The organism is Sporolituus thermophilus DSM 23256 (assembly GCF_900102435.1).
In the GTDB taxonomy this organism is placed as follows: Bacteria; Bacillota; Negativicutes; order Sporomusales; family Thermosinaceae; genus Thermosinus; species Thermosinus thermophilus.
In genome coordinates, this window is record NZ_FNBU01000002.1 from 143,319 (window position 1) to 165,557 (window position 22,239).

The window sequence follows — 22,239 nt, forward strand, 5'->3', positions numbered from 1 at the left end:
TCAACCTCCCATATGGAAGTATTCGCTGCCAAAGCCGCAAAACCTGCAAAAAACCTCTTCGCCATACGGCGAAGAGGTTTTTCATTTCTGAGACCGGTTAGCTGACTAACGGAAGTTCCTGATATTCAGGCTGTCGAGTTGCTGCCGCCAGTGCTTTCGTGACAAAATCGATATGGTCTTTAAGATCCACGCCCATTGCCTCGGCACTGTTCACTATTGTCTCACGATTGACGGCGCGGGCGAAGGCTTTATCCTTCATTTTCTTCATAACCGACTTTACTTCTAGATTATCTAAACTTTTATCCGGACGGACAAGAGCGCAGGCAATAATAAAGCCGGTCAGTTCATCCACCGCCAGCAGCGTTTTTTGCAAAAGGGTGCGCTCTTTCTCCCAGTCTCGCGCATGGGACTCAACGTTAGTAATAAATTCATCGTCATAGCCGTAAGCGGCAAGAATTTCTCTGGCATGGTTGGGATGGTCATGGGGAAATTTCTCGAAATCAATATCGTGTAGTAGTCCAACCGCCCCCCAATAATCGGGATCTCCGCCAAATTTTTGCGCATAAGCGCGCATGGCAATTTCCACAGCTACGCAATGTTTTAACAGCGCTTCACCGGTAACGTGTTCTCGTAAAATCTGCCAAGTTTTCGCACGGGAATACTGCATAACGGCCCCTCCTGTTCTAAACTATATGGTAATCATTACCGCTTATATGCAAAATTATACCATTATCTCAAAAGGTTTACTAGCATTGGCTGCTGCCATACCTCATAGATTATATTGCAAAGGAGGGTGCAACATATGTATATACTTATCGTGATGCTCGCCGGTGTCGGGATGCTGGTCGGTGGCATCTTTCTAATGCGCTTTGGCTTAAAGCGCCTGCTGTGGCGACGTTTTCAGCGCCTTCTCCAATCCATGACGGTAACGGCCTGGCGGGGTCTGTTGGTCGGAACGGCTGCGGCAGCGCTTATGCAGAGCAGCACCGCTGTTTCCCTCATTACTATCGGCCTGGTCAGCGCCGAATACCTCACTTTTTATCAGGGCATAGGCATTATCCTGGGCGCCAATATCGGGACTTGTTCAACCGTACAGCTCCTAACCCTCTCGCTACCGGACAGCTACTTTCTTTTCTTGCTGGTTCTGTCGCTTGTCATGGCAGTTTTTTGCCAAAAACTGCGCTATGTCAGCCTTGCTATTGCCGGACTGGCCAGCATGTTCCTCGGTCTCGGCCTTATCTCTGATTTGCTTGGCCAGCTTCCACAAATAGAAACAATCATAGATTATCTTACCAGAGGGCAATCCAACCCTTTATACGGTATTCTGGGCGGTATTATCCTCACTTTTCTCTTCCAGTCTAGCAGCGCCGCCACCGGAGCGCTTATGGTACTCGCCGCCGATGGCATCATCGACTTAACAACAGCCGCCTATGTCGTTTACGGCAATAATATCGGCTCCTGCCTTTCTTCCGTGATCGTCGGCAGTGCTGCCCCGCTTGCGGCAAAGCGGGTAGCTGCCGCCCATATCGTACTGAATGTCGCAGGCGTTCTGATCTTTTTACCCCTAACAGGGCTGCTGACAGGCGTTGCCTCCTGGATTACGGCTGATTTCGGCGCACAGGTAGCTATGGTCCATACTCTTTTCAATATTCTTTCTTCACTGGCAGTACTGCCGTTTATCCGTCAATTCGCTCGTTTAATCACCGCTCTGGTGCCTGAACGCGGCTAAACTACCCAAAAATAATAAATCTCTTCGCCAAAACAAAACTAGCAAATAAAGCCCGATAGTCGTTATAACAATAGTGCCTCCCGGCGCAATATCCAGATAGAAAGCCAAAATAAGGCCGCCGGTGACGGACAGAATGGAAAAAATTAGCGCCCAGGCCAAGGTGACTTTGAAACCGCGGCGAAGAAGAAGCGCCGCAGCAACGGGAACAATCATGAGAGCACTAACCAGTAAAATCCCCACGACCGTCATGCCGATGACAACGACCAGTGCGGTCAACACACTGAACAGCATATTAATCGCGCCGGTATTGATGCCGGACACAATCGCTACCTCTTCGTCCAGTACCAACAGCATCAACTTGTCAAAATATCGGTAAATTACCGCTACGACGACGGCGCCGCAAAAGGCTATAAGCATAAGATCTATTGTCGTAACGGTCATGATACTGCCAAAAAGAAAACTAAGCAGCCCGGCACCGCTCATACGCGTCATAGTACTGAAAATGATGGCCATGGCAATGCCAGCGTAAAAAAAGATGGCCAAAACCATATCAGCGAACTGACTGTGCCACCGCCTGACAATCTCAATGCCCACGGCGCCGGCAACAGTGAGCAGTGCTGCGGCAACAAAAGGGTTAACCCCTAGGAGATAGCCACCTGTCACACCGGCAAAAGCGATATGACCCAGCCCATCGCCGATAAGTGACTGCCGGCGGATAACAACAAACATACCAATCAGTGGGCAGACAATGGCGGTAATGAGGCCCGCGGCCAGGGCCCGCTGCATAAAGTCATATTGGAGAAATTCCATCTTTTCCCCTCCCGGTTTCATACCAAAAGTGGCGCACTGTCATGTGGCTATCGCGAAACTCACGGCCACTGCCAAAAAAGCATAATCCCCGATTGATGCAGGCCACCCGCGAAGCCCAGCAGGTGGCTTTTTCAATATCATGGGAAACCATGACAACCGTAATCCCCAGGTTGCGATTCAGCGTTCCCAGCAGCTCGTATATTTTGGCGCTGGCATCAGCATCAATGCCACTAGTCGGCTCGTCTAACAAAAGGAGCCTGGGGTTGCCGGCCAAAGCGCGCGCCACCATCACTCGCTGCAGCTGCCCGCCGCTGAGTTCACCGATACGCCTTGAGCGCAAACCAGTCATATCAACAAGTTCCAACATATGTTCAACAATATGGGTGGCTAACTGCTTGCTGCGCCTGGTAACGCTGCCTGTCACCAAGCCCAATGCCACCACTTCCTCCACTGTCGCCGGAAAACCGGCCGAGTTCTTGCCGTAGGTCTGCGGTACATAACCAATTAGTCCCTGCCTTTGCGCTTCCCTTACCGGCCGTCCGTCGATGCGAACTTCGCCGCCCTGTGGCATCGCGATTCCCGCCATTATTTTAAGCAGCGTACTTTTACCAGCCCCGTTGGGGCCGACAACGACGAGAAAATCACCGCTGGCTACCGCTAAAGATATATTGTTAAGCACAGGATAATCATCGTAGGCAAAACATACGCCATCAAGCTGCACCATGCACATTTCTTGCCCTCCTAACCCTGCCGGCACTGCGCGCAAAGGCCGAACAGCTCGATATTGTGCCGAACAAGTTCATACCCCTGGTGGCGGAGCATAATTAAAAATTCAGGATCAATCGGACAAAAATCGAGGCAAGCCGCTTCACCGCACTTTATACAAGTAATATGGTGATGGTGCCGGGATGAAGGAGCTACCTCATACCGGGTTCCGTTCTTACCCAGCCCGACAATAGGAATCAACAGTCCCATTTCGACCAAAATATTCAGGTTACGGTAAACTGTATCGAGACCTACGTCTGGATAACGCTGACGGACTTCACGCCATATTTCCGCCGCTGTCAAGTTCTCCGCCGTTTGGAGTATCCGCTCTAAAATTGCCCGCCGCTGGGGTGTAATGCGATACCCCTTTTCCTTAAGCTGCTGGACCAGGTCATTTAACATGGTAATTCACTCCGCTTCTAGCCAAAAATATATACGATACATCCTAAATAGGAACTTTCTTACTAACAGCATAAAAAAAATTTGCCCAGTCTTTTCTTTATTCTGCTACCATCAAGTACAGGCTATGCAAACATTTCTGGTCATACAGCAAATTTTGTGCAAATAGAGGAAAATAAAAGGAGGCGCCTGGCCTCCAAATCTTATAACACCCGACGCGCTCCTACATAGCGCGGTCCCCAGTAACTGCTGTCCATGTGATCGATGGTCACACCACGGCTGGACGTAGCGCTGATAAATCTGCCATCTCCCAAGTAAATACCGCTGTGCGAAGGACCAGGAGCATAAGTGGAAAAGAAAACCATGTCGCCAGGCTGTAGTCTTGAATAAGACACAAATTGGCCCACTTCAAACTGCGCGTCAGCCGTTCGCGGCAAGTATACGCCCGCCCGGGCATATACAAACCGGGTAAAGCCCGAACAGTCGAACCCGTCAGGAGTCACACCGCCAAAAACATAAGGGACACCGATATAACGCATGGCTGTCTGGATGACCCGCCGAACAACGCTATTATCGCGGCTAACCGGTATCTCCCGTCCCATAAGAGCGCGGTAGGTCTGGGCCCCGACAATGCCATCCGCTTCCAGACCCCGGTCTTTTTGGAAGGCTATTACCGCATTTTTGGTCGCTTGCCCGAAGTCACCGTCAACCACCAGCCTATAGCCAAGCTCTTTAAGCCGGGCCTGAATAGCGGCTACTTCCGGGCCTTGGTCCCCCTCTTCGTAGACTCCTGAGGCGTGGGCGAAGGTTGCTGTCATAAACAGCAGCAAAAAAAGCACCATCGTCCGAAACATTTTCCGCAATACAATTCTCCTCTCTAAGCCGACGAGGTTAGCTGACGGGTTAGGGTTGAAGGCCCCCCACTCCTAAAGAGTTTCACCCCAAAAATGGTTCCCCCGCTCCTGAGCTGGATTAGGCTTTATATAGCTCACCTGAATTATTCGCTATTATTGTGCATAATCCTTCTAAATGGTTTTTCTTGAAAAAAATTCCAGGTTATCATTTTTTGCTATATCTACAGGAAATCGACGCTTCATCAGCGAATTGCTAGGCGAAAGGAGTGTCGCCATGCTTTCCGACGCATTTCGTCGCCAAATAGAAAGAAAAATTGCAGAAGGAATTCGGTTGTCCCGCGACGAAGGACTCGCTCTCCTCCACTCACATGATTTGGCCTGGCTAGGCTACCTTGCCAACAAGGTTCGACAACGGGTCAGCGGCGACTATGTATATTTTAATGTTAACCGGCATGTTAACCTGACAAACGTTTGCACTGCCCGCTGTAAATTTTGCGCTTTCGGCTGCGACGCCTCCAGTCCGCAGGCCTACAGCATGACCAAAGAACATGTCCTCCGTATCGCCCGCCAAGCCGCTGAGGACCCTGATTTGCGCGAACTTCACATCGTAAGCGGGTTACACCCCGAATGGCCTTTTGAATATTATGTTGATATTATTGCCACCGTTAAAGAAGCCGTCCCCCGTCTGCATCTTAAGGCCTTTACCGCTGTCGAAATTCACCATTTTGCCAAGATATCCGGCAAATCGGTGGAAGAAGTGCTGAAAACCCTGAAGGCGGCCGGCCTTGGGTCTATGCCGGGAGGAGGAGCGGAAATCTTTAGTCCCCGGGTGCGGAACCTTCTCTGCCCCAATAAAGCCAGCGGTGAAGACTGGCTCGCTATCATCCGTACGGCCCACCGTCTCGGTATCCGGACAAATGCCAGCATGCTCTATGGTCATATCGAAACACCGGAGGAACGTATTGACCACCTTTTGGCGCTTCGCGACCTGCAGGATGAGACCGGTGGTTTCCAAACGTTTATCGGCCTGGCCTTCCACCCGAAAAATACGGAACTGGAAAACCAGGTCGTGAGGGTTCCGGCCTGGGAAGATTTGAAAATGGTGGCGCTTGCCCGGCTCATGCTCGATAACTTTAAACACATCAAAGCTTATTGGGTTATGCTTACACTGCCGGTTGCCCAGCTGGCGCTGGCCTTTGGCGCCAATGATCTTGATGGTACGGTAAGTGAGGAAAAAATCACGCATGCGGCCGGCGGCAAGTCTGAACGGTCACTAAGCATCGAACAACTGGTCAATGTCATCCGTCAAGCCGGACGCATACCTGTTGAGCGGGATTCACTATATAATATTGTTAAAATTTACAGGCAATAAAAAACGGCCTTTTTTCTCGGCAAATTTATTACCTGTTGATATCTTGCCGCAATACCGCCGCGCCGTGTAGGTATACATGCTTGATCTTCTCCTGGGGAAGGTCGGTATTCCATAATATGAGAACGCGGATGCACCTAGCCAAACCTGTAGGATTATCAATTTCCTGGGTGCCGAATAGCGGCACTTCCGTCCAACCCAAAACCCGGGCCCCTGCAGCAGGATACATGCTATTTAAATCGGGCGTCGAACTGAAAATTACCGCCCCGATATCGGCCGTTTCGATACCGTTCTCCCGGACAAGAACTGTCAGCAGTTCGCGTACTCGCTCCTGTATACTTTCCGGCGTATTCGCATCTACCGTTGTCGCTCCCCGGACGCCACGCAGCAACGTGACCGCTCCTTTCCGCCTGTTTATTTTATTCATTTATTCGTTGTTTTGTTCGTTTTTCCTTTCGTCACTGGGTTTATTACATCGGCAAGAACCGCAATAGTGACATTTCCACCAGCCGCATTCGGGACATACTTCATTTTTGTCCGTCAATTCAATGTAACGGCCTTCCTGACTGTCTTTCCAGCAAAAAGCGCTACCGCGGCCTTTATAAAGTTTTACAGCATAGGCATCCACCCATAGCCGCTGCCCAAACAGCGTAATTAATAGTTCTTTGTGGCCTGTTGTTTCATTTTTTTGAAAACCCTCTACCGGGAATTTTTCTTCAACATCTTTTAAAGTTAAGCAGACAAATAAATTTTTAAAATTCATGTTCTTCCCCCCATAATATAATTTATGAGGAGAAACAATCTTTAGTGCTAAGCCGCTACCGGGTACATAAATAAGCCAGAAAAACTAAATAGTTTTCTGGCCGTTTGTTTTTCTTTTTTCGGCAGCAGACCACTTTCCATCAGCATCCAGTCGACAAAGCAACCATATCCCCGCGTTGGGTCGTGAATAAAGACATGGGTTACCGCACCGACGATTTTGCCATTTTGAATAATAGGGCTGCCGCTCATGCCTTGGACAATGCCGCCGGTCTTTTCAAGCAATCGACTGTCGGTCACTTTAATTACCAAACCTTTGCCTTCCGGTACGGCCTGAAGATTTACTTTTTGGATTTCAATGCTGAACCGCTCAATAGTCTGCCCGTCAATCACGGTCAGCATTTCGGCCGGGCCTGTTTGCACTTGGCTCATCGACGCCACGGCGATAGCCTCATGAAATAAGTTGTTTTCAACCAGCGTTTCCAGTTTACCGTAAATGCCAAAGGGCGTGTTTTTACGGATGTCACCCAGCATTTGTCCTTCTTCAATAAAAACGCCGATTTTTTCCCCGGGCTGGCCCCGTTTACCGTGCTGAATACCCGACACGGTTGCCAGGACAATTTTGCCTTGTTCACAATCAATGGGTTGGTTGGTATCCGAATCGGTAATTACATGGCCCAAAGCGCCATATGTCCGGGATACGGGTTCATAAAAAGTTAATGTACCCACACCTGCTGCGCTATCGCGGACAAAAAGACCGATACGATATCTTTTGGTGTCGCTGCATAAAACGGGTGTCACCGTGACTTGCGCGCGGGAATCGCCCCGTTTTATTAAAATATCTACCGGACTTTTTTCTTTGCCGGCCTCATTGATGATTTCCGCCACTTGGGCATCGCTATTAACCGGGGTACCGTTAATGCTTAAAATGATGTCCCCCACAGCGATACCAGCGTCTTTGGCAGGAGTGTAATATTGGCCGTCTTGGCTGAGAACCGGCGAATTGCCAACTACTATCACTCCCTGCGAGTGAAGGACGACCCCGATGGAGTGACCCCCCGGTACTAGTTTAAGCGGTGGCGTCACATCCACTTGCACTGTCCGCACGGGAATAAGGCCGAGCAACCTAAACTCGACAACTGCTTTACCCAGTTTAACCGGCTGCAGCGACACCGGCCGGGATAGGGCATACAGCGGCGTATCGGAATGAAGGCGAATGCTTGAGTCAAAATCGGAATTGACTGTTACCGTCAACGGAAAATTGACGGTAAACAACGCCGTTTCCCCTTCAATTATACGCATATGGGGAGGAAGACTATAAATATAGCGGAACTGCGGCGTCAAGCAAAAGGCGACAATACAAATCGCAATTACAATTCCAGTCACAAAGCGCCAGTTGATGCCTCTCATACCCTTGCCATCACTCCCTGCATTAAATTCCCAGGTGCGGACATCGTTATGCTGTTTTTTGTTGACCTGATTTTATAAATTCCCGAAAGAATTCGGGATTATTCCGGAATTTATAGTATAAATTGACTTTAAGCGAGATCTACTCTGTTTTTCGAGAAAAATAAAGCGCAAGCTCACGCTTGCGCTTTATTTTTCCATTTTTCTTTTTTTCGTTTTGCCAGGGCCACCATCTCCCTGGCATTTTCGATAGCCAAGTCGGTCAGATTGTCACCGGCTACCATACGGGTAAGCTCCAGAACCCGCTCTGTTTCGTCCAGCGCTTGAACACGGGTCGTGGTCCGCTCCTGCTCCACTTCTTTGCGTATGAGGATGTGATGGTCAGCCATACAGGCAAGCTGCGGTAGATGCGTGATGCATAATACTTGTTTATCAGCGGCGACTAAGGCAATCTTTTCCGCAACCATTTGGGCAGTCTGACCGCCTATGCCGGCATCCACTTCGTCAAAGACCATTACCCCGGCTTCGTCACGGCTGGCGCATACCGTCTTTACTGCCAGGGCGATACGGGACAATTCACCGCCTGAAGCTACCTTATGCAGCGGCTTAGGCTCCTCGCCGGGGTTGGCGGAAAAGAGCAGCATCGCTTCATTGCACCCCCGGGGCGCAAGCTGTGCCGTTTTTGTTATTTGCACGACAAAGCGGGCTTTCGGCATACCGAGATCCTGCAGGTGGCGGCTTACTTCGGCGGCAAGCTGTTTGGCCGCCCGCTGGCGCAGGGCATCCAGTTCATCGGCCGCCTGCCGCGCCCGTTCCTCCAGACGCTGCTTACGCGCCGAAAGTTCGGCCATATGTTCGTCAAAATGCGTCAGTACGGCCAATTCGCTAAGTGCCTGCTGATAATAAGCTAGGACCTCATTAATGGTAGCGCCGTACTTTTTCTTTAACTTTTGAATTAAGTCCTGCCGCTCCTGAAGCTGATCAAGCCGCCGGGGCTCAAAATCAATAGTTTCGCTGTGCCGCCGGATATCGCCGGCGGCTTCTTCAAGTTGATAAAACGCTTCGGTGATAATATCGGCCTGTTTTTGAATGCGCGGATCAAAACGCGCCGCCGTTTCCAGCTCCCGCTTAGCGTCGGCAAGTAGGGGCAGCACTCCGCCGCCTCCTTTTGGCCCCTGCTGTAATAGAGTATAGGCACGGCTCAGGGCGGTGGCAATTTTTTCGGCATTGGCCAAGACGCGGATTTCTTGATCCAACGCCTCATCTTCGCCCGGTTTCAAGCAGGCCGCGGCGATTTCCTCCGTCTGCCAGTTTAGCATATCAAGACGCTGCATTCGCTCCCGCGCCAGCTTTTCCGCCTTGAGAAGTTCATCCCTGACCCCCGTCCATTCCTGGTAAATCTGGCTATATTCCCCAAGTTTGGCTTCAATACGGGGATCGGAGCCATCCACCAACGTCAGGTAGGAATCAGGCCGGAGCATAGTCTGGTTTTCGTGCTGTCCGTGCATGTCCACCAGTTTGCCGCCCAGTTCCCGTAAGACAGACAAAGGTACCTGACAACCGTTAACGATAATGGTATTTTTACCGCTGCGGGTGTAGCGGCGGCTAATGATTAACTGCCCCTCTTCAACCGGAATACCCTGCTCTTCCAGCAAAGCGGCCACACCGCCGGCGGCGCCAATTTCAAAAACCGCTTCCACCCGAAAATATTCGCAGCCGCTACGGATTAAGTCAGTGGAAGTACGGCTTCCCAGCAAAGTATTAAGCGCATCGATCAGGATGGATTTGCCTGCTCCCGTCTCGCCGGTGAGAATGTTAAGCCCGGGCGCAAATTCAACTTGAGCTTGGTCGATGAGGGCAAAATTGGTGACTGTCAATGATTTTAACATGCCAATCCTCTCCCGTCACTGTAGCAGTGCCTGGAATTTGGCCAACACCTCATTTACAGCTTCCGGCGGCTTGACCAGAACAAAAATTGTATCATCGCCCGCTACACTACCGATGACTTCCGACCATTTAGCGTGGTCAATGGTAGAAGCTACCGCCTGAGCGGTTCCAGGTAGTGTTTTAATGACAATGATATTTGTGCTAAAGTCTAAACCGATGACAGAGTCCTGGAAAATGCGCGCCATCCGCGACTGGGAATAGATGACGCTTTGCTCCGGCGGAAAAGCATACCGGTACCGCCCGTCGCCGGTAGGTACCTTAATCAGCATAAGCTCTTTGATGTCGCGTGAAACGGTGGCCTGGGTAACCTCAATGTTCTCTTTGCGTAGAGCTTCCGCCAGTTCTTCCTGGGTCTCTATGATCTGGCGTTCAATGATTTCTTTGATTTTCGCGTGACGTAGCGCCTTCACGCACTTCACCCCGTTCTCTCGACAATATATAAAACCGGTGGATTGTTAACCTGGTTTACCATTTGCCAGCAAGCCACGGTATACAGTTTTTGCGGCAGCGCGGCCAAGAAGCTGCGCACGGCCAGCTCTTCCCGCCGCCCCATATCATGGCCGGGATAGGCCACAATGGAAATTATACCCGTTGGCTTTAGCAGCGCCAAGAGCTGGTTTAACGCCGCCACCGTCGTATTCGGCATAGTTGTCACGGTATGATCCCCGCCCGGGAGATAGCCCAGGTTAAACATTGCTGCATCCACCGGACTTTTTACAAAATCGGCAATATGGACATGACTGGCGAGGATAAACTTTACTTTTCTCGCCTGGCCATGATCCGCGAGTAACGCCTGCGTTTTGTCCAAAGCGGTTTGTTGGATGTCAAAAGCCCAGATAACAGCATCAGGCGGGGTATTAGTTGCCAAAAAAAGGGTGTCCTTGCCGTTACCGGCCGTCGCATCGATTACATTATAGGCGTTTTTTAACTTGGGCAATAGCAAGGCGTGCGCCATTTTCACCGCATTAACGATTTGTCCCATCTATCTCCCCGCCGTCAGTTTAGTATAAACCGTCTCGTAATAGCCGGCGCGGTTAAAGCGGATAAATTTGGCCCGATACCGGGACCGGCGCACGATAATGGTATCATTTGGTTGGAGGGCATGAACCGTCTGGCCGTCCATGGTCAGGACGATGTCCTGATGCGTAGCATACACCGTTACTTTTATTTCTTCCGTTTCCGCGACAATCAGCGAACGGGAATGGAGCGTATGGGGACAAATAGGGGTAAGAACAATAACCTTAAGGCCGGGGCTGACGATAGGACCGCCGGCAGACAAAGAATATCCCGTTGAACCCGTCGGGGTGGCGATGATGAGACCATCAGCCGGATAGTTAGCAGTAAGCTGGCCGTCGATGTATAAGTTAAGCCTGATCATGCGGGCAAAACCGCCTTTCGTCACGACCACGTCATTAACCGCCGAAGAGACGAAAATGCTCTTGCCCTGCCGGAAAATGCTGGCGTCCAACATCAGCCTCTCCTCAATGCTATATTGGCCAGCTACCAGTCGGTCCAAAGCCTGATTGACTTCTGACGGTTCAACCTCGGTAAGAAACCCGAGCTGCCCCATATTGATACCGCAGACCGGGATGCCAAACGGCGCCGCCACTCGCGCCGTGCTTAGCAGCGTTCCATCGCCGCCTAAAGTAACGGCCACCGCAATTTCTTTCAGCATTCGCTCCCGCGCCACACCTAACTCCGGATACCCCATTTCTTCGGCAGCATCGGCTGGTAGCGCCACTTCCGCCCCCCGTTCCAGCAGGCGCTGTACCACCAAGCCTAAAACGGCACTAATTCCCTGCTTTTGCACATGGGGAAATATGCCTATCTTCACTGTCGCGCCTCCCTAATCCGCCAGGCTGCCGTGCGCCTCTCGCACAACCTCAGCGATGGTATCGTCGTTTATCAGACTTGGGTGACCGGTTTTGGCCAGGTGCAGCAAATATTCGATGTTCCCCTCCGGCCCCTTGATCGGCGAAAACGTGAGACCGACCGGGTTTAGTCCCTGCGTTTCGGCAAAGCGAACCACGGCGCTAATCACTTCCTTATGCGTATTGGGGTCGCGCACCACACCTTTTTTGCCTACCTTTTCACGACCTGCTTCAAACTGGGGCTTTATGAGCGCCACAATCTGCCCGTCCGGAAGTAATAATTCTTTGGCGACAGGCAACACTTTGGTCAGGGAAATAAACGATACGTCGATAGTGACAAAATCCACCTGACTGCCCAGGTCGGCCGTCGTTACCCCGCGGATATTGGTTCGCTCCATATTGACTACCCGGTGATCATTGCGCAATGACCAAGCCAGTTGACCATACCCTACGTCAATGGCATATACGCGCACGGCGCCATGTTTAAGGGCGCAGTCAGTGAACCCTCCCGTCGAAGCGCCGATATCCGCCACCGTTTTGCCTGTCAAGTCAATGCCAAATGTTCGCAGGGCCTTCTCCAGTTTCAAGCCGCCGCGACTTACATAGCCAATACTGTCCCCGGTCACTACGATGTTGGCCGTCAGCGAAACCATGGCGCCAGCCTTGTCCACTCTTTGCCCATCAACCAGCACGAGCCCGGCCATTATCCAGGCTTTAGCCCGCTCCCGGCTCGCCGCCAGACCGCGCTCGACCAGTAAAACATCTAAACGCTCCTTTGCCATTTACCGCACTCCGTATTTATGGATAAAATCTTGCACAGCAGCCGCAATACCCGCGCCATCCAGTCCATGTCTGGCGAGCAGTTCCTGGCGGGTACCATGTTCGACAAAAGCATCCGGCAAGCCAAGTCGAAGCAGTTTTACCCATTGCAGATTTTGGCTGTTAATGTATTCCAGCACGGCTGAGCCAAAGCCGCCGGCCAAAACATTATCTTCCACCGTTACCAGCATACCGGTATCGCGTGCCAACGCGCGAATTAACGCGGCGTCAAAGGGCTTGGCAAAGCGGGCGTTTATAACACTTGCCTTAATACCGTGCTTTTCCAGGATAGCGGCGGCTTCCAGGCACGGCCCGACCATCGCGCCCAGGGCCAAAAAGGCCAGCCTCCCCCCCTGCCGAATGATTTCCGCCTTGCCCACTTCCAGCCGGCTGAACGCTTTGTCCAGTGTCACCCCTGTCCCGCTGCCACGGGGATAACGAATGGCAACGGGACAATTCAATTCATGGGCCGTGTATAGCATATGACGGAGCTCGTTTTCATCCTTTGGCGCCATTATGACCATGTTTGGTATATGCCGCAGGAAGGAAAGGTCAAAAGCGCCATGATGAGTAGGTCCGTCCTCGCCGACAATGCCGGCGCGGTCGAGGGCGAATACGACGGGAAGGTTTTGCAGACACACGTCATGGACAATCTGGTCATAAGCGCGCTGCAGAAAAGTAGAATAAATAGCAACAACCGGACGCAAGCCTTGCGTCGCCATCCCCGCCGCCAGGGTAACGGCATGCTGTTCGGCAATACCCACATCAAAAAAGCGCGTGGGAAAACGGGCCGCAAACTTTTTCAGTCCGGTGCCTTCCGGCATGGCCGCGGTTATTGCGATAATACGGTCATCTTTCTCCGCCAATTCAACCAGCGCATCGCCGAAAACAGCCGTATAAGTCGGATTGGCGCCATTTTTGATAATTTCGCCCGTTTCCACGCAAAAAGGGCCTACGCCGTGAAACTTGTCGGCATTGCATTCGGCAGGACGGTAGCCCTTTCCCTTCTGGGTCAGAACATGAATCAGCACCGGCCCCCGTACATTTTGGGACTTCTGTAGTACATCGACAAGGGAAGCAATATTATGGCCATCAATGGGTCCTATGTAAGTAAATCCCAATTCTTCGAAAATAACACCGGGAACCAATAAGTATTTAAGACTGTCTTTCACCCGTTCCGCGGTTTTGGCCACACTATCGCCAATGGCAGGGATACGGCGAAGCAGGTATTCGATGTCATGCTTGACCCGTGAATAGGTGGGCGCCGTCCGCATGCGCGCCAGATATTGGGACATGGCGCCTACGTTTTTGGCGATGGACATTTCGTTGTCGTTCAGGATAACCGTCAAGTTGCTTCCCATATGACCGGCATGGTTAAGGGCCTCATAGGCCTGGCCACCGGTCAGCGATCCGTCGCCGATGACGGCAACAACGTGATATTTCTTGCCCAAAAGATCTCTGGCCAAGGCCATGCCTAAGGCCGCAGAAATAGAAGTGCTGGAATGGCCGGTGCCAAATACGTCATGTTCGCTTTCACTCCGTTTAGGGAAACCGCTCAGTCCGCCCAGCTGCCGCAGCGTCTCAAACCGGGCGCGCCGGCCAGTCAGTAGTTTGTGGACATAGGCCTGATGGCCCACATCCCAGACAATCTTATCCCTGGGGCTGTCAAAAACTCTATGGATGGCAATGGTTAGCTCGACAACGCCAAGGTTAGGCGCAAGATGACCACCGGTTTTGGCGACGGTATGTATCAGAAGTTCACGCACTTCGTTGGCAAGATTTTCCAATTCATTAAAAGACAGTTTCTTCAAATCACCAGGCTGCTCCATGGTGTCTAACAGCTTTGTCACAAGATTGCCCCTCTTTCGCCGGTAGGCAATTTTTTATGACATTATTATAGCATATTGGACAGGAATTAGAAAAAGCGGCTAAAGCCGTAGGCAATCACAAAGCCAAGCACGGCGCCGGCCAAAACCTCAAGCGGAGTATGCCCCAAAAGTTCCTTTAGCCGGGTATCGCGGATGGTATGATGGACACGTAGTTCCATGACCAATTTATTCAGCACCTTGGCCTGTTTTCCCGCTGCCCGCCGAACGCCGGCGGCGTCATACATTACAATGGCAGCCAATACGGCGGCTACGGCAAACAGGGGCGAGCGGAGACCGTCATGAAATGCTACCGCCGAGGCCAGCGCCACGACCAGCGATGTATGCGAACTAGGCATCCCGCCCGCGCCGACTAACCGCTCTAAATTAAAGGCTTTCTGCTTCCAAAAGGAAGTAATGGTCTTCAGCACCTGGGCCGTAAACCAGGCCGTCAGCGCCGACATTAAAATCACATTTTGCCCAATAGCACCCAGAAATTCAGCCAAACCGAAACACCTCAACTATCGCGCGTTAAAAGATAACTTACCAGGTCCCGCAGGATATCCGCTTCGGCGCCAAAGCCGTCCAAGGCCGTTTTAGCCTGCTCTACCGCTTCCCGGGCCATGTGCCTTGCGCCTTCCAATGAATAAAGACTGACATAAGTAGCCTTGGCATTACGGATATCGCTACCAACAGGCTTGCCGATTTTTTCTTCACTACCTGTTACGTCCAAAATGTCATCAGTAATTTGGAAAGCAAGGCCAAACTGTTCTGCATAGGCAGTCAGCGCCTCAACCTGACTGTTGGAGCCCCCGGCAAGGAGAGCTCCGGCGCGCAATGCCGCCCGGAATAACGCCCCCGTCTTAGCCTGGTGCATATACTTAAGGGCAGCGGCGTCAAGCACCTTGCCTTCGGCCGCCAGATCCACGGCTTGTCCGCCTACCATCCCCGCCGGGCCAGCGGCCTGCGCAATCTCACGGACCACTTTAAGGAGCACTCCGGGCTCAACGCCAGGTTGGGACAGCATCACCTCGAAAGCAGCAGTAAGCAGTCCGTCACCGGCAAGGATGGCCATACCCTCGCCAAATACGCGGTGGTTGGTCGGCTTGCCGCGGCGGAAATCATCATTGTCCATAGCCGGTAAGTCGTCATGAATGAGGGAATAGGTATGAATCATCTCGAGACCGCATGCCACATGCAGGTAATGGCTGCCGCGGCCGCCCACGGCATCGGCGGCCGCCATCAGCAAGATGGGACGCAGGCGCTTTCCGCCGGCAAAGAGACTATAGCGCATAGCCTCATAAACCGTTGCCAGATAGCCCGCCTGCCGAGGTACCAGTCGGAACAGCGCTTCATCAACCAGCGCCGCCTTTTGCTGGCAGTAAGCTTTTAGCATTTGCATTTTCCTTCCTCCCCTGGCAGCAGCGGGTTTTGCTTTATTTTTCCCTGCTCTTCCTGCAAAATTGTATAAATTCTCTCTTCAGCGGCGCTTAGTTTCTGTAAACATACTTGCGACAGAGTAACCCCCTCGGCAAATTGCTCAAGCATTTCTTCCAGCGGCAAGTCGCCTTTTTCTAACCGCTTTACAATTAGTTCTAATTTGCCTAAGGCTTCCTCAAAACATACATTCTCCTGGTCGATAGACCCTTTAATCTTTCCTTCCATTATCGTGCTCCTCTCCTATCTTCTCAACTCTGGCCTCAATGCGGCCGTGATACAGCACTATCTCCAACAATTGGTCCTTGCCCACCTGGTCGGCTGCACGGATTATTCGCCCGTCCGGCGTGCGGACGATGCTGTATCCCCGCGCCAACACCATAAGCGGGTTGAGCACGGCCAGTTTCTCGGCAATCACTTTAAACCGGTGCTGCTTTGCCGTAAACTGTTCTTTTACAATATGGTGCAAACGCTGTAAGCTGATATCCAGTAATTGCTGCTTGGCCGCCACTATCTCTATGGGCCGGCGGCGCAGCGCGCGGCTGTCGCGATACTGGTCGACAAGCAGCCGGTAGCGCTGAATATAGTTCCGGGCATGGGTTTCCATTGCCTGCCGCAGCATCCGGATATAGCGCTCTAACTCATGGACGTCCGGAAAGACAATTTCGGCCGCTTGGGAAGGAGTCGCTGCCCGGCGGTCAGCGGCAAAATCGGCCAGAGTGTAATCCGTCTCGTGGCCAACGGCAGACACGACGGGAATGGCTGACGCAGCAATGGCCCGTACCGTCTCTTCTTCGTTAAACGCCCACAACTCCTCCAAAGAGCCGCCACCTCGTCCGACAATCAAGACGTCTACATTGGCCAAACGGTTAAATACCCGGATGGCATGGGCAATTTGCGGCGCTGATTCCGGCCCCTGCACCTGCACGGGATAGAGTACGATAGGAATGCCAGGGTGTCTTCGCCGAGCCACGGTAATGATATCACGCAAGGCCGCCCCGACCGGCGAGGTAATTACCCCAACAGCCTTTGGCAAGAGCGGCAGCGGCTTTTTGCGTTCTTCGGCAAACAGCCCTTCGGCGGCCAGCTTTTCTTTCAGCTGCTGTAAAGCCAGACCAAGTTCGCCAAGTCCGGCCGGCACCAGCTGGTCTACATAAAGCTGGTATTGCCCGTCCCGTTCAAAGACGGAGATATGCCCGCCGGCAACAATTTTGAGACCGTCACGGGGTTCAAACTTTAAAAATTGGGCCCGGCTGCGAAACATGACACACCTGAGCGTCGCCCCGGCGTCTTTTAAAGTAAAGTAGCAATGCCCTGAATAGTGGCGTTTAAAATTGGAAATTTCGCCACGAACGAAAACATCGGCAAGAGTGCCGTCGCCATCGAGCAAGTCTTTAATATAGCAGGTAATCTCGCTTACACTAAAAATACCCAAGTAAGAACCACCTTTTTTGACAATATATTTTATCATATAACAAATAAGCAAAAAAAAACAGACGTTGCCGTCTGTAAAAAAGCATTAATAGCGTCTTCCCAAGTATTTTTGGGTGACAAAACCGCTTATGGCGCCAATAACAAACCAGAAAAAATAACCTGGCGGGATAAGATGGCCAATAACTGCGCCGATCACCGCACCCACCAGCGTATAAATCAGCATAGTCTCCACCCCCGCACCGACTTTTATGTATCATATGCAGCTCAAATGGCAGGGGTGTCATGGGATAAGGCAAAAAAGGCGGCGCCAACGGCATTATCGGGGCTAAACCGCGGGCTGGGATAATACAGTTTGAGCCGCTGCTGTTCCCGCAGCCTCTCGTCCAGGTAGTGACGAATGAAGCTATTGGCGGTGACTCCGCCTACCAATAATACGTCCCGTAAGCCGGTCTCTTCTGACGCCCGCCCGATCAGTCTGGCGAGACTGTCGGCTACGCACTGCTCAACGCCGGCGGCGACGGCAGCCGGTTCTTCCCCTTTGGCGATTAAACGCTGTGCCTGTGACTCGGGGCCGGCAAAGCTGACCTGAAGCGCCCGTACCGCTACCGGAATGCGGCTTGCCCGATCCCGTCCCGCCTGCGCCAGCTTTTCCAGGTGGGGACCGGCCGGAAAAGGTAGGCCCAGGGCAACACCTACCCGGTCAATAAATTGGCCGGCGTGCAAGTCGGCCGAACCGCCCATTAATTCGATTTCACAACCTTGGGCGCTCCGCTTTACCCGCACAAGCTCAGTCGTACCGCCTGAAACGTGAATAGCAAGAAATTCACCCTCCTTGGGTCCGCCTGCTGACCACAAACCGGCAAAAACGTGGTTTTCCTGGTGGCTAAGGCGGCGGAGCGGAACACGGTTAAGTGCCGCCAATGCGCGGGCAAACCCCAGCCCGACGAGAAAGGCCGGCATATAAGATTCAGGCAAAGGACGCGGCGAAGCCGAAACACCTATGGCGGCCAGCTGCACCGCCCTATCCGCCTTGCCCAGTACTTCCTCCAAAAGCTCGGGCAGGTTGCGGGTATGCTGAAAAACCATTTCCGACTGGGCAAGTCCCCGCTTCCCCGCCTTAACCGTCAGCAGTCGGCGCTCATCCGCCGCCAAACTGCCGCAATCATCCAATAAGGCGACGGAAGTCGTATAGCAGCTTGTATCAATTCCCAGATAATACCGCATGGTTTTCCTCAAGCATCTTGCGCGGCCTGTTGCTTGACCAGCGCGCCCAAGATTCCATTAACAAAGCGCCCCGATTCTTCCGTACCGAACGTTTTAGCCAGTTCTACCGCTTCGTTAATGACAACATTCGGCGGTAATTTCTCCGGTCCGTAGCGCATCTCATAGATCGCCATGCGCACAATGTTACGGTCCACACCGGCCATACGCTCCAGCTTCCACTCTCTTGCCTGCCCGGCGATAATGGCGTCAATTTCGGTCAGGTGGTCTTTCGTGCCCGTTACCAATTGGCGGGCATATTCCTGAGCGGTTTTACTAACGTCATCCCGGTCCTGAGCCAAAGCAGCCAGCGCCGCCACTGGATCGGTGTCATTAAAATCAAGTTGAAACAGAGTTTGTAACGCAATCTCCCGTGCTTTTCGCCGACTCATTGTCTTCTTCTCCTAACGGTGGTATCCTGGCGGCAATAGCTTGTCCAGAATATCCATAATATCTTCTTTTTCGTCAATACGTTTACCTACCACATATCCGCCTATGACGCATAACAATACGAAAATGGTGCGGATAAAGCCGAAGGTAATAATAAAAATGCCTAACAGGAAACCGATGGCGGCGCCTAAAATTTTACCACTGTGTTGCTGCCAGATTTCTTGCAGCAGTTTCTGATGCATGGCCCACCCTCCTATTCCACCCGCTGTTTCTTAAAGTCGTTAGCAATATTTTCAACCAAAATTTTCACATCAGCCAACTCCACCCCAACGGTGTTCTTGGCATAAGCATAAACGCGCTCCTGAATTTGCGCCGAAACATCGGGTACATTACTCTCCGGACTGATAACCGCTCTGATAAAAACCGCCAGACCCTTACCGCTCTGGCTGACCCGCACTTTCACACCCCGCACGCCGCGGACATGGCGGGCCGTTTTCTCCATTAAGTTTTTAACGGCGTCAAGGGCAATATGGATGTCGCCCATATCACCGTGATGAACGATTGTTTCGCGCTCACCGCGCGAACGCACCCCGGCCAACAATAGGCGCACACTTACCAGCAAGAACACGGCGGCGACCAGGGCAGCCTCCCACTGACCGTAAATGTAGTGCACGCTTGTCCACACCCACTCCAAAGGAAGGAGGCTTAAGCCCAACAAGACAACGCCTAACGACAAAAAAGCCAGTACAAACGTATAGATAGTCAAAATTATTCGGTCGATAATTCCCATACTAACTCCTTTCTACCGCACGCGAACTTCCTCATCCTTACCTTCCTGGGCAAACCCGACGCCTTGGACATGGATATTTACCTCGACAACATCCAGGCCGGTCATGGATTCAATCGCCCGCTTGACGTTTTCCTGTACCCGCAGGGCAACGTCAGGTATGCGCACACCGTACTCCACGATGATATATAAGTCCACTGCCGCTTCGCGTTCGCCCACTTCCACCTTAACACCTTTTGACAGGTTCTTCTTGCCGAGCATTTCGGCAATACCGCCTACCAGGCCTGCGCTCATGCCCGCGACACCGGGCACTTCGGTGGCAGCCAGGCCGGCAATAATGCCCACGACTTCGTCGGCAATACGTATCGAGCCTACGTCATTGTGCTCGGTTCTTTCCACACGCTCGCGCTTATCCAACAAAATCCCCCCATTCCGGTTGGCGTAATTATCCTATGACATTATTTAACGATTATAGCTTTATTAGTATACCAAATTTTTCCCGGATTTACAAAGACATCATTTTCCCCACGCCGGCCAAAAAGGCAAACAGAGTGGTAATTGCGGTCCACTCTGCGACAATCTAAGCTATGGTTTGGCGCTAATTGTAATATCCTCCGGTTTTACCCCGGAAACGCGGCTGATGACTTCGGCAACCTGTATGACGTCCTCGCGCGTCAACGCTGGGGTCTTAACAACGGCACTCACGGAATTATCACGGATGAAAACCAGAACATCGGCATAGCCCCGTGCCTTTATCAGGCTTTCAATTTCGGCCTCACGTTGTTTTTCCAAGGTCAGTTTCAGTACGGCTTCCTGGGCTTTTTGCCTTGCTTCTTCACCTTTTGCGCTGCGAATTATTTCACGCAGCAAATCAAAGCGTTCACTGCGGATTTTATCGCGCTCAAGCCGGTATTCAGTAAAAAAGTCCGGGGCCGTCACCGGCACCGCCGGTTCTGGTGTTATTGTTTTGGCGACTTGCATGGCATTAGACCGGTCAGCCCTGCTCTGCCAAACATGCCCCCGATAGGTCAGCAGCCCTGTTGTGAGTAACGCCACGGCTATTACTCCCGCCAGCATCAGCACACCTTTTTTCAGTTTTTTCAAGGCCACTACCATCATAATTTTGCCCTCACTTTCTTTGCGGTAATACGGTGATTTTATAAGCGGGCACACCCAGCCCGGCCTCAACCGCCCTCGTCAGATTGGCTTTGACGCTGGAATCATATGCTCCGTCGGCAATAACCAGAACCCCCTTGATTACCGGCTTAGTTTCCCGTACCATTACCGGTCGGTCAGCGCCGCCTTCCTTACTCAGAAGGATTTGTTCATTTTCCCGTGTTTCCGTTGTCACGCGCGTACCGCCGGCCGTGTCTTTTTCCTGGATGACCTTGGTTTCGCGGACAATGTTCTTGGCATGCTCCTGGACACCGCCGTTCTCTAGCGTGATACTGACGGATACGGCGCCGGCGCCCTTGACTTGCGATAGCAGGTTGGCCATTTTTGCTTCTAATGCTTCTTCGTAACTACGACTGACGACCGGCGCCTTGGCCGGCTGCAACCCGCTTTCAACCTTGGGCTTAGTGTCAGGCATCTCTAGCATGCCGCCGACAATTATGAGCAATACGCCGCAAAGTCCGATGAAGACCAGCCGCAGTCTGCTCCCTCCTTCGCCGGCAATATTAAACGAAAACGCTTTTTTTGCCGTTGAAATAAAGCTGTTCATTTTCCCCAACCTCCTTCTAGTTCATCCGCTTTACTTCAATCTGAGCCGGTCGCAGTTGGTACAACTCCGCAACAGTCCGGATAATTTTGGCCTTAATCTGCGGTTCTATTTCCTCTTTGCTGTCCGCGGTCTCGTGGGGCTTCACCGTAATAGGCTCTATATTACGCCTGTCAGCTGTCCTGCCTGGCGTAATATAGACAGTAACCCGTTTGATGGCTCCCGTGGGTCGTCTATCAACGGTTTCAACCAATTCCACTGCCGCCCGCGCGTCAGCCACCCCGTCAACAGCCATCGCCAAGGCCCGGACTTGTTTGGCAACGTCATGGCGGTACACCTCTTGGGCCAGACGACTCTGCTCCTCGGCTAAATCCCGGCTTTTCCGCAAAATGTCCGCCGCCTGGCCGGTGCCGGCGCTCACGGCGGCGGCGCGGTCACCCCACTGAGTATTAATGATTTCAAGCACGGGATTTAAAACGGCCAGCATGATAAACAGCCCCAAGATGACCCGGACAAAACGTTGCATGCTGTTGTTCGGCAGGAGCAGTTCAAGAAAGGTGGCAAACAGAACCACTAAGATAATCTGTTTTATGTAGGCAGACAAAATGGCGATCATA

The 22,239-nt window shown here is 52.1% G+C and carries 29 protein-coding genes and 1 riboswitch; of the genes, 2 read left to right on the forward strand and 27 right to left on the reverse strand.

Annotated features, from left to right (window positions below; translation table 11 throughout):
• Positions 1-97 precede the first annotated feature (97 nt).
• Positions 98-667 (reverse strand): HD domain-containing protein, encoded by a 570-nt coding sequence (locus BLQ99_RS02025; RefSeq protein WP_093687622.1) that lies wholly within the window; start codon positions 665-667, stop codon positions 98-100.
• A 135-nt stretch (positions 668-802) separates the two neighbouring features.
• On the opposite strand from BLQ99_RS02025, the gene BLQ99_RS02030 reads away from it, so the two are divergent.
• Positions 803-1,729, forward strand: a complete 927-nt coding sequence (locus BLQ99_RS02030; RefSeq protein WP_093687624.1) for a Na/Pi cotransporter family protein — start codon at positions 803-805, stop codon at positions 1,727-1,729.
• On the opposite strand, the gene BLQ99_RS02035 is transcribed toward BLQ99_RS02030, so the two are convergent.
• The 4 genes from BLQ99_RS02035 to BLQ99_RS02050 form a co-directional block, all read right to left on the reverse strand.
• Complete coding sequence (locus BLQ99_RS02035; protein WP_093687626.1) at positions 1,697-2,539, reverse strand: metal ABC transporter permease; 843 nt, start codon at positions 2,537-2,539, stop codon at positions 1,697-1,699. The two genes, BLQ99_RS02030 and BLQ99_RS02035, sit on opposite strands and share 33 nt — an antisense overlap.
• Positions 2,520-3,269 carry a metal ABC transporter ATP-binding protein gene (locus BLQ99_RS02040; RefSeq protein WP_093687628.1) on the reverse strand — a complete coding sequence of 250 codons (750 nt, stop codon included), beginning with the start codon at positions 3,267-3,269 and terminating at the stop codon, positions 2,520-2,522. The genes BLQ99_RS02035 and BLQ99_RS02040 overlap by 20 nt, the downstream gene beginning before the upstream one ends.
• 11 nt (positions 3,270-3,280) lie before the next feature.
• Positions 3,281-3,706, reverse strand: a complete 426-nt coding sequence (locus BLQ99_RS02045; RefSeq protein ID WP_093687630.1) for a Fur family transcriptional regulator — start codon at positions 3,704-3,706, stop codon at positions 3,281-3,283.
• 200 nt (positions 3,707-3,906) lie between these two features.
• Positions 3,907-4,566, reverse strand: coding sequence for a C40 family peptidase (locus tag BLQ99_RS02050; RefSeq protein WP_093687632.1), 660 nt, complete (start codon positions 4,564-4,566; stop codon positions 3,907-3,909).
• A gap of 2 nt (positions 4,567-4,568) precedes the next feature.
• Positions 4,569-4,692: riboswitch (cyclic di-AMP (ydaO/yuaA leader) on the reverse strand.
• A gap of 139 nt (positions 4,693-4,831) precedes the next feature.
• Between BLQ99_RS02050 and mqnE the strand changes: the two genes are divergently transcribed.
• Positions 4,832-5,929 carry an aminofutalosine synthase MqnE gene (gene mqnE, locus BLQ99_RS02055; protein ID WP_093687634.1) on the forward strand — a complete coding sequence of 366 codons (1,098 nt, stop codon included), beginning with the start codon at positions 4,832-4,834 and terminating at the stop codon, positions 5,927-5,929.
• 28 nt (positions 5,930-5,957) lie between these two features.
• Here mqnE and aroH read toward each other — a convergent pair whose 3' ends face one another.
• From aroH to spoIIIAF, 22 genes are all read right to left on the reverse strand, one after another.
• Positions 5,958-6,317, reverse strand: a complete 360-nt coding sequence (gene aroH, locus BLQ99_RS02060; protein WP_093687636.1) for a chorismate mutase — start codon at positions 6,315-6,317, stop codon at positions 5,958-5,960.
• 36 nt (positions 6,318-6,353) lie between these two features.
• The gene (locus BLQ99_RS02065) at positions 6,354-6,689 is read right to left on the reverse strand and encodes a hypothetical protein (protein ID WP_093687638.1); all 336 of its coding nucleotides are present in this window, start codon (positions 6,687-6,689) and stop codon (positions 6,354-6,356) included.
• Positions 6,690-6,736: 47 nt separating this feature from the next.
• Entirely contained in the window at positions 6,737-8,095 is a 1,359-nt protein-coding gene (gene spoIVB, locus BLQ99_RS02070) for a SpoIVB peptidase (protein WP_093687640.1), read from the reverse strand.
• A gap of 173 nt (positions 8,096-8,268) precedes the next feature.
• A complete protein-coding gene (recN, locus tag BLQ99_RS02075; protein WP_093687642.1) occupies positions 8,269-9,981 on the reverse strand; it encodes a DNA repair protein RecN in 1,713 nt (570 codons plus the stop codon).
• Positions 9,982-9,996: 15 nt separating this feature from the next.
• Positions 9,997-10,449 (reverse strand): arginine repressor, encoded by a 453-nt coding sequence (gene argR, locus BLQ99_RS02080; RefSeq protein WP_093687644.1) that lies wholly within the window; start codon positions 10,447-10,449, stop codon positions 9,997-9,999.
• A 5-nt stretch (positions 10,450-10,454) separates the two neighbouring features.
• Positions 10,455-11,021 carry a tRNA 5-(aminomethyl)-2-thiouridylate-methyltransferase MnmM gene (gene mnmM, locus BLQ99_RS02085; RefSeq protein WP_093687646.1) on the reverse strand — a complete coding sequence of 189 codons (567 nt, stop codon included), beginning with the start codon at positions 11,019-11,021 and terminating at the stop codon, positions 10,455-10,457.
• Complete coding sequence (locus BLQ99_RS02090; protein ID WP_093687648.1) at positions 11,022-11,873, reverse strand: NAD(+)/NADH kinase; 852 nt, start codon at positions 11,871-11,873, stop codon at positions 11,022-11,024.
• A 12-nt stretch (positions 11,874-11,885) separates the two neighbouring features.
• On the reverse strand, positions 11,886-12,692 hold the full coding sequence (locus BLQ99_RS02095; RefSeq protein WP_093687650.1) for a TlyA family RNA methyltransferase: 807 nt from the start codon (positions 12,690-12,692) through the stop codon (positions 11,886-11,888).
• Complete coding sequence (gene dxs, locus BLQ99_RS02100) at positions 12,693-14,579, reverse strand: 1-deoxy-D-xylulose-5-phosphate synthase (protein WP_093687652.1); 1,887 nt, start codon at positions 14,577-14,579, stop codon at positions 12,693-12,695.
• Between the two features lie 65 nt (positions 14,580-14,644).
• Positions 14,645-15,100 carry a divergent PAP2 family protein gene (locus BLQ99_RS02105; RefSeq protein WP_093687654.1) on the reverse strand — a complete coding sequence of 152 codons (456 nt, stop codon included), beginning with the start codon at positions 15,098-15,100 and terminating at the stop codon, positions 14,645-14,647.
• An 11-nt stretch (positions 15,101-15,111) separates the two neighbouring features.
• The gene (locus BLQ99_RS02110; protein WP_093687822.1) at positions 15,112-15,990 is read right to left on the reverse strand and encodes a polyprenyl synthetase family protein; all 879 of its coding nucleotides are present in this window, start codon (positions 15,988-15,990) and stop codon (positions 15,112-15,114) included.
• The gene (gene xseB, locus BLQ99_RS02115) at positions 15,984-16,259 is read right to left on the reverse strand and encodes an exodeoxyribonuclease VII small subunit (protein ID WP_093687656.1); all 276 of its coding nucleotides are present in this window, start codon (positions 16,257-16,259) and stop codon (positions 15,984-15,986) included. Before xseB ends, BLQ99_RS02110 begins: the two co-directional genes overlap by 7 nt.
• On the reverse strand, positions 16,243-17,466 hold the full coding sequence (xseA, locus tag BLQ99_RS02120; RefSeq protein ID WP_093687658.1) for an exodeoxyribonuclease VII large subunit: 1,224 nt from the start codon (positions 17,464-17,466) through the stop codon (positions 16,243-16,245). The genes xseB and xseA overlap by 17 nt, the downstream gene beginning before the upstream one ends.
• A gap of 84 nt (positions 17,467-17,550) precedes the next feature.
• Positions 17,551-17,688, reverse strand: a complete 138-nt coding sequence (locus BLQ99_RS14870) for a hypothetical protein (protein ID WP_171904564.1) — start codon at positions 17,686-17,688, stop codon at positions 17,551-17,553.
• A gap of 41 nt (positions 17,689-17,729) precedes the next feature.
• Positions 17,730-18,689: a Kae1-like domain-containing protein gene (locus tag BLQ99_RS02125; RefSeq protein ID WP_093687660.1), complete on the reverse strand. Its 960-nt coding sequence runs from the start codon at positions 18,687-18,689 to the stop codon at positions 17,730-17,732.
• Between the two features lie 8 nt (positions 18,690-18,697).
• On the reverse strand, positions 18,698-19,117 hold the full coding sequence (nusB, locus tag BLQ99_RS02130) for a transcription antitermination factor NusB (protein ID WP_093687662.1): 420 nt from the start codon (positions 19,115-19,117) through the stop codon (positions 18,698-18,700).
• 12 nt (positions 19,118-19,129) lie between these two features.
• Entirely contained in the window at positions 19,130-19,357 is a 228-nt protein-coding gene (locus BLQ99_RS02135) for a DUF2273 domain-containing protein (RefSeq protein WP_093687664.1), read from the reverse strand.
• A gap of 11 nt (positions 19,358-19,368) precedes the next feature.
• Positions 19,369-19,905, reverse strand: a complete 537-nt coding sequence (gene amaP / locus BLQ99_RS02140; protein ID WP_093687666.1) for an alkaline shock response membrane anchor protein AmaP — start codon at positions 19,903-19,905, stop codon at positions 19,369-19,371.
• Between the two features lie 12 nt (positions 19,906-19,917).
• Positions 19,918-20,319, reverse strand: a complete 402-nt coding sequence (locus tag BLQ99_RS02145; RefSeq protein WP_093687668.1) for an Asp23/Gls24 family envelope stress response protein — start codon at positions 20,317-20,319, stop codon at positions 19,918-19,920.
• A 168-nt stretch (positions 20,320-20,487) separates the two neighbouring features.
• A complete protein-coding gene (locus BLQ99_RS02150; RefSeq protein WP_245690217.1) occupies positions 20,488-21,021 on the reverse strand; it encodes a SpoIIIAH-like family protein in 534 nt (177 codons plus the stop codon).
• Positions 21,022-21,031: 10 nt separating this feature from the next.
• Positions 21,032-21,625, reverse strand: a complete 594-nt coding sequence (locus BLQ99_RS02155) for a hypothetical protein (RefSeq protein WP_093687670.1) — start codon at positions 21,623-21,625, stop codon at positions 21,032-21,034.
• 16 nt (positions 21,626-21,641) lie between these two features.
• Positions 21,642-22,238, reverse strand: coding sequence for a stage III sporulation protein AF (gene spoIIIAF, locus BLQ99_RS02160; RefSeq protein ID WP_093687672.1), 597 nt, complete (start codon positions 22,236-22,238; stop codon positions 21,642-21,644).
• Position 22,239: the final 1 nt, after the last annotated feature.